The organism is Cronobacter sp. 153480017-3 (assembly GCF_053627815.1).
The window spans coordinates 53,696-68,686 of record NZ_JBSEYN010000004.1 but is presented as its reverse complement, the minus strand read 5'-3'; the positions used below and the strand labels follow the sequence as shown (position 1 = coordinate 68,686).

The following is a 14,991-nucleotide window of genomic DNA, read 5'->3' as shown; positions in this document are numbered from 1 at the left end:
TAATGGAGAAGCGGATGAAACAGTATTTGATTGCCCCCTCGATTCTGTCGGCCGACTTTGCCCGGCTGGGTGAAGACACCGCACGGGTGCTGGCCGCCGGTGCCGACGTCGTCCATTTCGATGTTATGGATAACCACTATGTGCCAAACCTCACCATCGGGCCGATGGTGCTGAAGGCGCTGCGCGATTACGGTATTACCGCGCCCATCGACGTGCATCTAATGGTAAAACCGGTGGATCGCCTGATCCCCGATTTCGCCGACGCGGGTGCCAGCATCATTACGTTCCACCCGGAAGCCTCCGAGCATATCGACCGTTCGCTGCAACTGATCAAAGAACACGGCTGCAAAGCGGGCCTGGTTTTTAACCCGGCGACGCCGCTGAGCTATCTCGATTACGTGATGGATAAACTGGACGTGATTCTGCTGATGTCGGTCAACCCCGGCTTCGGCGGTCAGTCATTTATCCCGCAGACGCTGGAGAAGCTTAAAGAAGTGCGCCAGCGCATCGACGCCTCAGGGCGCGACATCCGCCTGGAAGTGGACGGCGGCGTGAAGGTCAGCAATATCGGCGCTATCGCCGCGGCGGGTGCCGATATGTTTGTCGCGGGTTCCGCTATCTTCAACGAGCCGGATTATCAGAAAGTCATCAACGATATGCGTAGCGAGCTGGCAAAGGTTTCTCATGGATAAGCTGCAAAAAATCCGCGCTGTCGCTTTCGATCTCGACGGTACGCTGGTAGACAGCGCGCCGGGCCTGACCTGGGCGGTGGACAACGCGCTCTATGCGCTGGAACTGCCGACCGCGGGCGACGCGCGCGTCATTACCTGGATTGGCAACGGTGCCGATGTGCTTATTGAGCGCGCGCTGACCTGGGCGCGTCAGGAGAAAGCCGCGCTTCGGGCCGCCGCGGGTAAACCTGCGCAAACCGACGACATCCCGGAAGAAGAGCAGCGCCGCATGATGCGCCGTCTGTTTGACCGTTATTATGGCGAGGCCGTCGAGGCGGGCAGCGCGCTGTTCCCGGATGTGGCCGAGACGCTAGACGCGCTGCGCCGTCATGGTCTCGCGCTCGGGCTGGTCACCAATAAGCCGACGCCGTTTGTGGCCCCGATGCTGGAATCGCTCGGTATCGCAGACCATTTCAGCATTATTATCGGCGGCGATGATGTGCAGAATAAAAAACCGCACCCGGAGCCGCTTCTGAAAGTTATGGACGCGTTGCAGGTGACAGCGCAGGAGTTGCTCTTTGTCGGCGATTCACGCAATGATATTCATGCGGCGCAGGCCGCTGGCTGCGCAAGCGTCGGCCTGAGCTATGGCTATAACTACGGTGAAGCGATAACGTTAAGCCACCCGGATTTCGTCTTTGACCATTTCCGCGACTTACTGCCCGCGTTCGGGCTCCCCCACAGTGACAATCAGGAATTGAAAAATGAGTAAGCCCATCGTTTTTAGTGGCGCACAGCCATCCGGAGAACTGACCATCGGTAACTACATGGGTGCGCTGCGTCAGTGGGTTAACATGCAGGACGACTACCACTGCATCTACTGCATCGTGGATCAGCATGCCATCACTGTGCGTCAGGACCCGGCCGCGCTGCGCAAAGCCACGCTGGATACGCTGGCGCTCTACCTCGCCTGCGGCATCGACCCGAAAAAGAGCACCATCTTCGTGCAGTCTCACGTGCCGGAGCACGCGCAGCTGGGCTGGGCGCTGAACTGCTACACCTATTTCGGCGAACTGAGCCGCATGACGCAGTTCAAAGATAAATCCGCGCGCTATGCGGAAAACATCAACGCCGGTCTGTTTGATTACCCGGTGCTGATGGCGGCGGATATCCTGCTGTACCAGACCAATCTGGTGCCGGTGGGCGAAGATCAGAAACAGCACCTGGAGCTGAGCCGCGATATCGCGCAGCGCTTTAATGCCATCTACGGCGACATTTTCCGTGTGCCGGAGCCGTTCATCCCGAAATCGGGCGCGCGCGTGATGTCACTGCTGGAGCCGACCAAAAAGATGTCTAAGTCGGATGACAACCGCAATAACGTCATCGGCCTGCTGGAAGATCCGAAATCCGTTGTGAAGAAAATCAAACGCGCGGTGACCGATTCCGACGAGCCGCCGGTAGTGCGCTACGATGTGGCGAACAAAGCGGGTGTCTCTAACCTGCTGGATATCCTCTCCGCCGTGACCGGCCAGAGCATCCCGGAGCTGGAGCAGCATTTCGAAGGCAAAATGTATGGTCATCTGAAAGGCGAAGTGGCGGATGCCGTCTCCGGTATGCTCACAGAGCTTCAGGAGCGCTATCACCGCTACCGCAACGACGAAGCCTTCCTGCAAAGCGTGATGAAAGAAGGGGCCGAGAAAGCCCGCGCGCACGCTGGCGAAACGCTGAAGAAAGTGTATGAAGCCATCGGGTTTGTGGCGCAGCCGTAATAAAAAACCGGGTCAGCCCGGTTTTGCGTGTCACAGTGAAACCACCTCTCAGGAGGTGGTTTTTTATTGCTCAGCGCAGGTGTATTACTGCTCTGCTGCCGGGCCGCAGCCGCCGATCATTTTCGAAATAGAAATCGCCGGATGAAGCAGATAGTCATAGCTGCAGGTTTTGTTTTTATTTTCGACATGGCCGGTACAGGCGGTCAGTGAGGAGAGTACGGCGGCCAGCATCGCGAGTTTAATGACGTGTTTCATTATGCATCCCTATAGATAAAGTGTCCTAAATAGCTGATATGAATGTCTTTTATGACGCTTCATAACGGGACGACTTTATGCGGCTTCAGGCAGGGGAAGTCAACGTCAGTAACAGGACTTGCACAACAGGAAAAACCGCGCGGGCGCGGGTGTTCAGCGCCGCTGGTTGTCGATGGTCAGCGTGACGCGATTAGCGCGGCAGAACAACTCGGAATAGTGCACGGGTTTCTGGTGCTGGTCGTAGGCGATTTTACTGATGCGAAACAGCGGCTCGCCCAGCTCGCATTTCAGCCACTGCGCTTCGGCTTTGGTGGCGGTGAAAATGTCGATGGTCTTTTTATCGCTCACCACCTGCGTATCGAAGCGTTCCTGAAACAGCTGATAGGTTGACGCGCCGGCGCTGTAGATCTCGTCAAACTGCGGGTAACGGGAGAGCGGGATCCACGAGGCGTCGATAAACAGCGGTTCGCCATCGAGATACATCACCCGGCGCAGCAGGAACATTTCGCCGCCACCCGGAATATTCAGGCGTTCGCAGAACGGGTCGGCGCTGACGCGTGTCTGTTCAATCACTTCTTCTTTGGTGGGCTTGCCCTGCGATACGCCGAAATCGGTAAAGCCGCTCACGGTCAGCAGGGCATTTTCCACTTTCTTGCTCTGCACGAACGTGCCTTTACCCTGCCAGCGGATCAGAACGCCATCTTTCACCAGATCGCTAATCGCCTTGCGAATGGTAATGCGGCTGACGTTATAGAGCGTACACAACTCGCTTTCAGTAGGGATCTGCTGGCCGGCCTGATAAACGCCTTGCCCGATGTCATCAAGCAGACGCTGGCGGACGGTGGCGTAAAGGAGTTGATGAGAGTAGCGCTCCGTAGCTGGCATGTATCGACCTTGAAGTTGTAGAAAACGTGCGGATGATTATAAGAGCGTTTATTGAGGAGTGACAGGGCGTTGGCGTGAGTTGCGTCACGCCAACGCAGACCTTACCAGGCACCGTGATAGCCAAGCGTTCTCGCCGCGCACTGCGTACCCTGTTTCATGGCATCGATGAGCGGCAGCCCGGCGGCGACAGCGCACAGGAAACCGGCGATGTAAGAATCTCCGGCGCCCATCGTATCCACCACCTCAACCTGCTCCGGCGGCATGCGCCAGAACCGCGCGCCATCCCACGCCAGACTGCCGTTCTCGCCGAGCGTGGCGATGGCGACGCCCGCGCCGCATGCCACCACCGTTTGCAGACGGTCACGCAGCCAGGGCGTCTCGTCATGCGCGGAGGCAAACGCATAATCCAGATGCTCCGGCAGCGTGCGCCACAGCGGGCTTTCCCATTTGTCGGCAAAATCAAATGACAGCGTCTTACCGGCGGCGTGAAGCGCCGGAAAAGCAGCGTCGGCATGGCCCCAGATGGCGGAGTGAATCATATCGAACCCTGTGAGCCAGCGCAGATCCTTATCGCTCACCGTAAAGCCCGCCATCACGCCTTCGGTGTAGTCGCCAAGAATGCGGTCATTGTTGCGAAGCTCCACCTGGGTCTGCGCCGTGACGCCCGGTCTGGTATGCAGGTGTGAGATATCGACACCGTGGCGCGCCAGATCCTGTTTTAGCATGTCGCCATAGTCGTCATCGCCGACCCAACTGACGCAGGCGGGCCGCATTCCGTAGCGGGTGCTGTACACCGCCACGTTAACCGCGTTGCCGCCGGAGAACGCTTTGCCAAGCTGCGGGTAGATATCCACGCAGTTATCGCCGACTGTCGCCAGTGTTTTCATAGCGCCTCCTGTGGCAGCAGGTCGCGAAAGCGCGACAGCGCCTGGCGAGCGTAAAGCCGCGGCTCATTCATATACATTGTCACCAGCTCGATAGTGCAATAGCCGTCGTAGCCGCGATCGATAATGTCGCGCATCAACTCGCGCAGCGGCATTTTGCCTTCGCCGGGGATGTAGTGGCTGTCGCTCGCGCCGTCGCTGTCGACGATATGCAGATGACGCAGCTTATCGCCGAGCTTGTCGAAGTAACTCATCACCGGCTCGCCCTGCACAAACGGCGCGCAGATATCGACCATGCTGTAGAAGCGCGGCGACGGTACCAGCGAGAGCGCCCGCAGCACGTCGTTCGCGTTGCACACGACGTTGGATTCATAAGGTGTCAGCGGCTCCAGCAGCAGATCGATGCCGATCTCTTCGGCGAATTCACACAGCTCGCGCAGGTTATCGGCGAGGCGCTGCCAGATGGCATCAGGCCCGGTGAGATAGCCCGCGTGGGCCGCGGAAATCAGCGTAAAGCCTGCGTCCATCTCTTTGGCCATCTCCATCGCGAGCTTGATCATGTCGAGGCTTTCGCGGCGCATCCGCTCGTCGCCCAGCATCATGTTATAGGGATAGCCATTGGTTTCCGGCGTGTAGCCGATGATCGGCATCTGATAAACGCGCGACAGTTCTTTCACCTGGTGAATGCCGCCTGCTTTGAGATCCGGCGCAAACGCGTGCGGCCTGCCGCCCCACAGCTCCAGCCCGTCATAACCCAGTTCGTGCGCGTCGCGAAAGGCGTGCTCCAGCGGCAACCGTTGATGCCCGCAGGTAAACATACCCGTTTTCATAATCCTTCTCCTTGCACCAATATCCGGCCCCCGCAGGGGCCGGGCGGGGATTAATATTCAACAATGCCGCCGTAGTAGCGACGGTCGTCCGGGTTGTGGTCTTTGTAGATGGAGAGGTAGTAGCAGAGCCACTCCATCGGCACGAACATCAGGAACGGCGCGAGCCACGGGTGCAGCCCCTGGGAAATCTCCGCGTAGTCGATGACGATGACGTTATCGGTACGCTCGCGTACAAAGCGGATCGCGCGCTCGGTGGTGTGGCGGCTCTCATCGTTGCCAAGCAGGAACAGGAACGGCACGCCCGGTTCGACAATCTCCAGCGGCCCGTGGCGGAATTCGCCGCTCTCGATCACCGAGCCATGCGTCCAGGTAAACTCCATCAGCGTCACGATCCCCTCTTTGTAGCCGAGCGGGCGCAGCGGGCCTGCGGAAACGGTGTAGATCATCGGCCACTGCGACGCCTGCTCGCCGAGCTGGCGGCCTTTGTCTTCCCAGGTGCGCACCAGATGGCCCAGCGCCTGCGGCAGCTTGCGCAAGTCATTTTTGATTTTGCCGATCTCCGCGTGCGGCGCCTGACGGGTGATCATCTCCAGCACCACGCTGTAGCAGAGCAGCAGATGAATTTCCCAGATGCAGTCGGCTTCATACGCCACCACGTGTTCAGCGGCCTGCACGATCGGGCTGTCCGGGCGCTTGGTGAACGCGGCGGTCAGTGCGCCGCAGGCCGCACCCAGCTCCAGCGCCTTAATGACTTCTTCGGTTTTGCCGTAGTCGGAGACGCCAATCACCGCGCACTTCGCATCGAGGCGGTGCGGCGTGTTGTCGCAGAACTCCCAGCCAGAAAGCGCGTAAACCTGAAGGCTTGAGTAACGATCCGCCAGGTGCTTCGCCGTCTGTGCCGCGTTTAGCGGCGAGCCGCAGGCGACGAAATAGATGCGGTCAATACCGCGCTGGATCATCTCATCCACGATGGCGTGTACGTGCGGCACATCCTTTTCCAGAATTTTTTCTACCTCCTGAACCATATTTTCGGTAACCAGGAAATCCACGGTGCTTTTATCGATATTCAACATGAAACAACTCTCCAGACAGGGTTAAGAAACATGAGCCAGACGGCGGTTGCGCTTTTCCCAGAAGGCGTAAGCGGGCAGGCCGGTGGCGATAACAATCAGGGCGCAGATAAGGCCGGGAACCGGCGCCCACACGAAGGTGGAGGCAACCAGAATCAGGCTTGAGGCGATGGCGGCGAAGGTCATGAGGCCGAAGGCCGGGGTGCGCCACAGCGGTTGGTAATCCTCACGCTTGCGACACCAGATGATGGAGCCGAAGGTGAGCGTGTTTTTAAAGCACATCACCAGGGTGAAATAGCCGAGCAGGCTGGTGAGGTCTGACACGAAGATGAAGAAAATGCCCAGCGCGCACTGCAAAATGATGGAGACATCCGGCGTGTTGTATTTCGGGTGCACGTGGCCGAAGCATTTGAAGAACAGGTTGTCTTTCGCCATCGCGTATTCGAGACGCGGCTGATACATCACGCAGCTGGAGAGCGAGCCTAAAATAACAATCATGGCGGTAATGGCGACAAATACGCCCGCCACGCTGCCGAGCGCCGGAATGTAAGTCAGCGCGTCGGAAATCGGCGTTTCGGAGGCGGCGAGCTTGTCGAACGGCATCAGCCCGGAGATAACCAGCGCCAGCAGCGAATAGAGCACCAGGACCAGCAGGCAGGAGCCAATCAACGCCCGCGGCATGGTTTTGCCGGGGTTTTTGATTTCGCCGGTCATGTAGCAGATGGACGCCATGCCGGTGTAGGACCAGCTGGTAGCCGAGATCCCCGCCAGCAGCGCCATGATGCCCGCCGCCGCGCTGGTGGTGGCGTTGGTGGCTGGCGCTGTGAAGTTATCGCCCTTCAGCCAGAAGACGCCGATGCCAATCACTATCGCGAAAGGAATGATTTTGGCGATGGTAATCAGCGTCTGGAACGTCGCGCCGCCTTCCACCGAGCGCAGGTGCAGCAGCATAAACGCGAGGATAAGCGCCGTTGCGACGAGCTTGCCGGTAAGCGGATCGAGCGGCACCAGAAACCCGAAGTTACTGACAATGGCGAGCGCCATGATGGAGAGCGACGGCGCGTCGTTGGCCCAGAAGCTGGCCCAGCCGGAGAGGAACGCCAGCGGGCGGCTACCGGCGTTTTTGAGATACACGTAATCAGCGCCGTTCTCGGGGTAAGCGGTAGAGAGCTCCGCGTAAACGCACATCTGCGGGATCACAATCAAACCACCAATGACAAACGCGAGCACCGTGAGCCACGGCGTGCCTGCCGCTTTCGCCACTTCACCAACCGAAACGAAAATACCGGAACCGACGGTCGTTCCGACGGAAATGGCCAGCACGGCCCAGAAGCCGAGCTTGCGTTGGAGTTCCTGGCCTTCCATATCGTTACCTTTTTAGTATTGAACAGGGTTGTAGGATTCAGAGCGCGTCGCCCGGATGAAGGCAGCAGGAGGCCGCACGACCCGTCAGATGGGGGCGCGGAATGCCGTCAGGCTGTTTTCATGATGAGATGACGCATAACGAATATAACAACACATAATGAATTGTGTTGGCGAGGCAGATCACAAAATCACCGCATGTTAGCGATATGTAATATATTTTAATGCTATGTCTTTGAAAGATAAGGAAAGAAATTTTCAGGCCAGCGGGGCTGGCCTGAGAGGGGTTATTTAGACGAGAACCAGTTGAGTTTATCGCGCAGCGCCACGACACGGCCGACAATAATCAGGCTCGGGCTTTCCACGCGTTGCGCCAGCGCGCCAAGCTCGGTCAGCACACCGGCCACCACGCGCTGTTTGACGCTGGTGCCGTTTTCCACCAGCGCTACCGGCATCTGCGGATCCATGCCGTGTTCAATCAGTTTTTCCTGGATGGCGGCGGCCTGGTTTAACCCCATGTAGAACACCAGCGTCTGTTTTTCGGCGGCGAGATTATGCCAGTCAAACTCACCGCCGTTTTTCAGATGTCCGGTGATAAGCCGCACGCTCTGTGCGTAATCGCGGTGGGTCAGCGGCAGCCCGGCGTAGGCTGAACAGCCCGACGCCGCGGTGATGCCCGGTACCACAGAGAAAGGAATGCCCGCGTCGCAGAGCGTTTCCAGCTCCTCGCCGCCGCGCCCGAAGATAAACGGATCGCCGCCTTTCAGGCGCACCACGCGTTTGCCGCGCTGGGCTTCGCGCAGCAGGATCTGGTTTATCTCCTCCTGCGGTACGCAGTGATAGCCCGCGCGTTTGCCGACAAACACGCGATCGGCGTCGCGGCGCACCAGATTCATAATCTCATCGGAGACCAGACGGTCGTAGACCACGATATCCGCCTGTTGGATCTGCTGAAGCCCCTTGAGCGTCAGCAGGCCCGGATCGCCAGGGCCCGCGCCCACCAGTACGACTTCGCCGCGATCGTCAAGCGGTTCACTCAGCAGCGTTTCGGTAATACGGGTGACGGCCTGTTCATCGTCATTGGCGAGCGACTGCGCGAGGCGGTCGTTAACGAAGAATTTTTCCCAGAAGCGGCGGCGTTCGCTCATGGAGGTGAAAGTTTGCTTCACGCGGCGGCGCAACTGTCCGGCATATCCCGCGACTTTACCGAGGTGTTGAGGCAGCAGCGCTTCGAGCTTTTCGCGCAACAGGCGTGCAAGCACGGGTGACGTGCCGCCAGAGGAGATGGCCACCATCAGCGGCGAGCGGTCGATAATCGAGGGCATGATGAAGCTCGCCTGTTTCGGCGCATCCACCACGTTGCAGAAGATACGGCGCGCTTCGGCGGCCTCGCTGACCTGATTATTTACCGCGTCATCGTCCGTGGCGGCGATAGCCAGCCAGCAGTCGTCGAGCAGGCTTGCGTTAAATTCGCCCTGCACCAGGCGCAGCATGCCCTGTTTTGCCCAGGCTTCAAACTGCGGCGCGAACGCGAGCGCGTTGACCGTAAGCGCTGCGCCTGCCTCCAGCAGCAGACGCGCCTTACGTTCTGCGACATCGCCGCCGCCGACCAGCAGGCAGGCGCGATGACGTAACTGACAAAATATCGGCAGGTGATCCACGGCGTATCCTTCTTCTCGGGCTTAATGAGCGGGTTGTGGGGCGGTGTGGGCGACAGGCTGCGGGCGCTTCGCTTTCAGGGAGCATATCAGTAACCCAAACCCGTGAACACGGCGTCAGAAGGCGTATTCGCGGGGATTACCCCCAACAGGTTATGCGCGATACCCCTGAATATGAAGGGCCTCTGGCCCAATACGCTACCAACGCTTCCGGAATGTGAACGCTGGTAGCGTTTTCATAAGTAGCGCTTTTGGCTGGCTTCCTTAAAACACCGTGGTGGATGCGCTGCGCTTATCCACCCTACGAACTGACGCTCTTACATGGCGCAGGTGGATACACAGCGTGTATCCATCCTGGGATATTTACGCCTTCACCTGTACCTGACCGTCTTTCACGCGTGCCTCAAAGTGCGGCACAGAACGGCTTTCGTCTTCCATACACAGCCCATCGCGCAGGCGGAAGCGCTGCTTTTTCAGCGGGCTTGCCACCCATAACTCGCCCTGATGTTCGGCGATGATGCCGCGTGACAACACGCTGGCCTCAAAGAACGGGTCGATATTGCTGATGGCATATACCTCGTCGTTCGCGCGCGGGCGGAAAATCGCCACCTGGTGTTCGCCGACCAGCGCGCAAACGCCGGTCGCCGGAATGATCTCATCGAGCGAACAAATCGTGTTCCACTGACTCATACGGTTTCCTCCACGAAGGTGACAGGGATGCGCTCATACGGCGTGGCCGGACGGTGCTGCTGGCGCTCCGGCACCACCTGCACGTTAGGGTCACGGCGATCGCTGTTCACGAAATGTTTAAAGCGGCCCTGCGCCTGCGGATCGTTGACCGTTTCGGTCCACTCGCAAATCACCGCCTCGCGCAGACGCGTCATTTCGGCTTCGAGCTGGCTGTTCAGGCCCAGCTTGTCGTCAATGATGACGCTTTTCAGGTAGTCGATGCCGCCTTCCATATTGTCCAGCCACGGCGCGGTACGGGTCAGTTTGTCTGCGGTGCGGATGTAGAACATCATGAAGCGGTCGAGATAGCGCACCAGCGTTTCTTTATCGAGATCCGCCGCCAGCAAATCCGCATGACGCGGTTTCATGCCGCCATTACCGCAGACATACAGGTTCCAGCCTTTTTCGGTAGCGATAATGCCGACATCTTTGCCCTGCGCCTCGGCGCATTCACGCGTACAGCCGGAGACGCCGAATTTCATTTTGTGCGGCGTGCGGATGCCTTTGTAGCGGTTTTCCAGCTCAACGCCGAAGCCCACACTATCGCCGACGCCATAACGACACCAGGTGCTGCCGACGCAGGTTTTCGCCATGCGCAGCGCTTTGGCGTAGGCGTGGCCAGTTTCGAAGCCTGCGGCAATCAGCTGACGCCAGATCTCCGGCAGGTCGTCTTTCTGCGCGCCAAACAGGCCGATACGCTGAGAGCCGGTAATTTTGGTGTAGAGGTTAAATTCGCGGGCGATACGGCCCACTTCCATCAGTCCTTCCGGGGTGATTTCGCCACCTGCGGAGCGCGGGATGACGGAGTAGGTGCCATCTTTCTGGATGTTCGCGAGGAAGTTGTCGTTGGTGTCCTGCAGCGGCGTGTGCTGCGGCTTGAGAATGTATTCATTCCAGCAGGACGCCAGCAGCGAGCCGACGGTCGGCTTACAGACTTCGCAGCCGTAGCCTTTGCCATATTTCGCCAGCAGTTCCTCGAACGATTTAATGCCTTCAACGCGAATGAGGTGATACAGCTCCTGACGGGAGAACGCGAAGTGCTCACACAGGTTATTGTTCACTTCGATGCCCTGTTTCGCCAGTTCAGCGTTCAGCACCTGAGTCACCAGCGGGATACAGCCGCCGCAGCCGGTACCGGCTTTGGTTTCGGCTTTCAGCGCCGCGACGGTATGGCAACCTTTGTTGATAGCGGCGATCAGCGCCCCTTTGGTCACGTCGAAGCAGGAGCAAATCTGCGCGCTGTCCGGCAGTTTATCGACGCCGATAGACGGCTTACCGCTGGCGGCGTGCGCCGGGAGGATCAGGGAATCCGGGTTTTCCGGCAGCTCGATGCCGTTCAGCACCAGTTGCAGCAGGTTGCCGTAATCACTGGTGTCGCCCACCAGCACCGCGCCGAGCAGCGTTTTGTTGTCTTCGCTGACGATAAGGCGTTTGTAGATCTCTTTGCTTTCGTCGAGGAACACATAGCTGCGTGATTTCGGCGTGCGGCCATGTGCGTCGCCGATGCCGCCGACGTCAACGCCCAGCAGTTTCAGCTTGGCGCTGAGATCCGCGCCTTCAAACTGATTGCCCGCGTTGCCGAGAATATGGTCAACCGCCACCTGCGCCATTTTGTAGCCCGGTGCGACGAGGCCATACACGCGGCTGTTCCAGCTGGCACATTCGCCAATGGCGTAGATATCCGGGTCGGAGGTCTGGCACTGGTCGTTAATCACAATGCCGCCGCGCGGTGCTATTTCAAGGTCGCACTGTTTCGCCAGTTTGTCGCGCGGGCGGATACCGGTGGAGAACACGATGAAGTCGACTTCCAGCTCGCTGCCGTCGGCAAAACGCATCGTTTTACGCGCTTCAGTGCCCTGCTGGACAATCTCCTGGGTGTTTTTGCTGGTGTGAACTCGCACACCCATGCTTTCGATTTTACGGCGCAGCTGCTCGCCGCCCATCTGGTCGAGCTGTTCGGCCATCAGCATCGGTGCGAATTCAATCACGTGCGTTTCGACGCCTAAGTTTTTCAGCGCGCCCGCGGCTTCCAGACCGAGCAGGCCGCCACCAACCACCGCGCCGCGTTTGCTGCGACGCGCGCAGGCTTCAATCGCGTTCAGATCTTCGATGGTGCGGTAAACGAAGCAGTCCTGGGTGTCGGAGCCTTTAATCGGCGGGATCCACGGGTAGGAGCCGGTCGCCATGATCAGTTTGTCGTAGAAGACGGTGCGCCCGGCGCTGGAGTGGATCACTTTCTCCTGGCGGTTAATGGTGATGGCGCGCTCGCCCACCAGGACTTTCACACCGTGCTTGTCGTAGTAGCCTTCACGGACCAGCGACAGCTCTTCCGCGGTGTGATGGGAGAAATAAGAGGAGAGGTGCACGCGGTCATAGGCGATGCGCGGCTCCTCACAGAAGACGGTGATGTCGAACTGGCCTGGTTCGGCTTTATCGAGAAGGTCTTCGATAAAGCGGTGACCAACCATGCCGTTACCGATAATAGCGAGTCTGACTTTGCTCATTTTTGCCTCGATTTCTTTTCTATTACCGCCTACCTTAACGATTCAGCACCCTCGCTTATTGATGTAAATCAATTACATCTTTGTATACCCCTTAATGGTTATATTGTTGATTTTAGTGGTATTTCCTAAGTGCAGGAATTAACAGAGGTTTCGCGGGTGTCGGTTTTTTGTGCCGCAATGGCGCAAATTTTCACCAGAAGTATTGATGGCGTGAAGGCGTTAAAGTGAGGCGGGAGAAGAGGGCAAACCGCAAAGGGCGAGGGAAACGAAAGAGGAAAAGCGTCCCCTCCCGGCAGGGAAGGGACAGATAAGACTTAGTGCGCCGCTTCTGTCTTCGCGTGCTGGCGATGGCGGGTAACAAAGCCCAGCGCGAAGCACATCACGAACACCACAGCGTAAAGGCCGTTGGCGGTAAACAGCGCCGCCTGCGGGCCGTGATTTGCCACAATCGGGCCCGTCACGATAAAGGTCAGCATGGTGCCGACGGTGCCGCAGGTCAGGATGAAGTTAACCAGTTTCGGCGAGGAGACTTTGGTCTGCTGCGAGCCGAGCGTAATGATGGTGGTGTAAATCGCGCTGGAGAAGAAGCCCAGTGCCAGAATGAACCACGCCATATGCTCCGGCTTGCTGGTGATGAAAAAGTACATCAGCACCGTGGCGAGACCCGCCAGCACGGTCAGAATGCGCTGCAAATCAAAGAAGCGCAGCACGAAGCTGAAGACCCACATGCCGACCATGTAAGACATCCAGAAGTTGCTCACCAGCGTGCCGGCGTCGTTCAGGTTCATGCCGAGGCCTTTGGTGGCGTATTCCGGCACCCAGCCGATAAAGCCGAGCTGTCCCAGAATGTAGCAAAGCGCCGCGATGGAGAGGAACAGCACGCCCACGCCCCATTTCTCTTTCACGACCGGCTGGTTGTTCTTCACGGCGTGTTTGCCGAGCACCGGGAAATCACAGCCGAACGTCAGGATGAAAATCGCGACATAAACCAGACCAATGCAGGCGTAGACCCAGTACCACTCGATGCTGCGCGCCAGCAGGAAGGCGGCGACCATCGGGAAGATCATCCCGGCCATGCTGAAGAAGGAGTCGGTAAACAGCAGGCGTGAGCCGCGCTGACGGCCTTCATACATATGGGTAATCAGGAACGTCCCGATCGACATCGTGATCCCGCTCACCAGGCCAAGCACAAACATCGCGGCGGAGAAGAGTGTGAGGCTCTGGCTGAACATCAGCGCCACCACGGCAAGCACCATTAACACGAAGCCAAAGCGCAGCTGGGTTTTCAGCGGCACGATTTCCATCAGCCAGGCGTTTAAAAAGATAGAGATCAAAATCCCGGCGTTCAGGAAAGTGAAGGTGTTACTCATGCTGGATACGGGCAGTTTGAAATATTCTGCGATATTTCCCATCACCATCCCGGTGACGATTACCAACGCGCCAGTAAGGGCGTAGGAAAAAAAGCTGATCCATGTGAGCTTAATACGATTGCTGTTAGTCATGACTGGCCTGTGAATAGAAGTGTAAAGCGCGTTGACGGCGCCGGGAACCCAGGCATTCTAGGTGGTATTGTGATCCAATAAAACATTCATTGATCACATGTCGTGTAAAACGACATGCTTTATATGACGGGGCTCACAGAATTTCACGCATCAGATCCGATGAGCGCTTTTTCGCTGCGCGCTGGTTCGTAAATCCAGGTAAATCGCTGGCACGTCATGCAATCGCTATTTAGAATCGACCCACTCGCTTATTTCTGCTTCGTAAGGAATTCTTCATGCTCAAATCCACTCTGGCGGCTGTTGCGGCTGTATTTGCTCTCTCTGCCCTGTCTCCTGCTGCGCTGGCGGCAAAAGGCGACCCGCACGTTCTGCTGACGACCTCTGCGGGAAATATTGAGCTGGAGCTGAACAGCCAGAAAGCGCCGGCGACCGTGAAAAACTTCGTTGATTACGTCAACAGCGGTTTTTATAACAACACGATTTTCCATCGCGTGATCCCGGGCTTTATGGTGCAGGGCGGCGGCTTTACTGCGGATATGCAGCAGAAGCCGACCAACGCGCCGGTGAAAAACGAAGCGGATAACGGCCTGCCAAACGCGCGCGGCACCATCGCGATGGCGCGCACCGCAGAGAAAGACAGCGCCACCAGCCAGTTCTTTATCAACGTGGCGGATAACGCGTTTCTGAACCACGGCCAGCGCGATTTCGGCTACGCCGTTTTCGGTAAAGTCGTGAAGGGCATGGATGTGGCGGACAAAATCGCCCAGGTCCAGACCCACGACGTCGGCCCGTATCAGAATGTGCCGTCCAAACCGGTCGTTATCCTCTCCGCGAAAGTCCTGCCGTAATCTTCCTCACGCGGGCTTTGCGGC

At 58.0% G+C, this 14,991-nt stretch carries 14 protein-coding genes; 4 read left to right on the top strand and 10 right to left on the bottom strand.

All coding sequences use genetic code 11. The features are described 5' to 3' along the window. The first annotated feature begins 14 nt into the window (after positions 1 to 14). Genes rpe through trpS form a run of 3 tightly spaced genes read left to right on the top strand, consistent with a single transcriptional unit; the run spans position 15 to position 2,440 of the window. Entirely contained in the window at positions 15 to 692 is a 678-nt protein-coding gene (gene rpe, locus ACUW6V_RS11125; protein ID WP_007753071.1) for a ribulose-phosphate 3-epimerase, read from the top strand. Continuing rightward, complete coding sequence (gph, locus tag ACUW6V_RS11120; RefSeq protein WP_454038353.1) at positions 685 to 1,443, top strand: phosphoglycolate phosphatase; 759 nt, start codon at positions 685 to 687, stop codon at positions 1,441 to 1,443. The genes rpe and gph overlap by 8 nt, the downstream gene beginning before the upstream one ends. Beyond that, positions 1,436 to 2,440, top strand: coding sequence for a tryptophan--tRNA ligase (trpS, locus tag ACUW6V_RS11115; RefSeq protein WP_004386579.1), 1,005 nt, complete (start codon positions 1,436 to 1,438; stop codon positions 2,438 to 2,440). Before gph ends, trpS begins: the two co-directional genes overlap by 8 nt. Before the next feature lie 84 nt (positions 2,441 to 2,524). On the opposite strand, the gene ACUW6V_RS11110 is transcribed toward trpS, so the two are convergent. The 10 genes from ACUW6V_RS11110 to tsgA all read right to left on the bottom strand — a co-directional run bounded on the left by ACUW6V_RS11110 (position 2,525) and on the right by tsgA (position 14,119). Next, positions 2,525 to 2,695, bottom strand: a complete 171-nt coding sequence (locus ACUW6V_RS11110) for a YhfL family protein (RefSeq protein ID WP_104671970.1) — start codon at positions 2,693 to 2,695, stop codon at positions 2,525 to 2,527. Positions 2,696 to 2,848: 153 nt separating this feature from the next. Then, a complete protein-coding gene (locus ACUW6V_RS11105; protein ID WP_004386581.1) occupies positions 2,849 to 3,580 on the bottom strand; it encodes a GntR family transcriptional regulator in 732 nt (243 codons plus the stop codon). 101 nt (positions 3,581 to 3,681) lie between these two features. After that, positions 3,682 to 4,467, bottom strand: coding sequence for a fructoselysine 6-kinase (frlD, locus tag ACUW6V_RS11100; RefSeq protein ID WP_454038352.1), 786 nt, complete (start codon positions 4,465 to 4,467; stop codon positions 3,682 to 3,684). Continuing rightward, a complete protein-coding gene (gene frlC, locus ACUW6V_RS11095) occupies positions 4,464 to 5,294 on the bottom strand; it encodes a fructoselysine 3-epimerase (protein WP_454038351.1) in 831 nt (276 codons plus the stop codon). The genes frlD and frlC overlap by 4 nt, the downstream gene beginning before the upstream one ends. Positions 5,295 to 5,344: 50 nt before the next feature. Beyond that, entirely contained in the window at positions 5,345 to 6,367 is a 1,023-nt protein-coding gene (frlB, locus tag ACUW6V_RS11090) for a fructoselysine 6-phosphate deglycase (RefSeq protein ID WP_454038350.1), read from the bottom strand. Positions 6,368 to 6,388: 21 nt separating this feature from the next. Beyond that, a complete protein-coding gene (frlA, locus tag ACUW6V_RS11085; RefSeq protein ID WP_012126405.1) occupies positions 6,389 to 7,729 on the bottom strand; it encodes a fructoselysine/psicoselysine transporter FrlA in 1,341 nt (446 codons plus the stop codon). Between the two features lie 284 nt (positions 7,730 to 8,013). Beyond that, entirely contained in the window at positions 8,014 to 9,387 is a 1,374-nt protein-coding gene (gene cysG / locus ACUW6V_RS11080) for a siroheme synthase CysG (protein ID WP_063265788.1), read from the bottom strand. A 360-nt stretch (positions 9,388 to 9,747) separates the two neighbouring features. Continuing rightward, positions 9,748 to 10,074: a nitrite reductase small subunit NirD gene (gene nirD, locus ACUW6V_RS11075; protein ID WP_032987483.1), complete on the bottom strand. Its 327-nt coding sequence runs from the start codon at positions 10,072 to 10,074 to the stop codon at positions 9,748 to 9,750. Continuing rightward, entirely contained in the window at positions 10,071 to 12,617 is a 2,547-nt protein-coding gene (gene nirB, locus ACUW6V_RS11070) for a nitrite reductase large subunit NirB (RefSeq protein WP_104671972.1), read from the bottom strand. Before nirB ends, nirD begins: the two co-directional genes overlap by 4 nt. Positions 12,618 to 12,931: 314 nt before the next feature. Further along, positions 12,932 to 14,119 (bottom strand): MFS transporter TsgA, encoded by a 1,188-nt coding sequence (gene tsgA / locus ACUW6V_RS11065; RefSeq protein WP_054625460.1) that lies wholly within the window; start codon positions 14,117 to 14,119, stop codon positions 12,932 to 12,934. A gap of 275 nt (positions 14,120 to 14,394) precedes the next feature. Between tsgA and ppiA the strand changes: the two genes are divergently transcribed. Further along, the gene (gene ppiA / locus ACUW6V_RS11060) at positions 14,395 to 14,967 is read left to right on the top strand and encodes a peptidylprolyl isomerase A (RefSeq protein WP_004386589.1); all 573 of its coding nucleotides are present in this window, start codon (positions 14,395 to 14,397) and stop codon (positions 14,965 to 14,967) included. Positions 14,968 to 14,991: the final 24 nt, after the last annotated feature.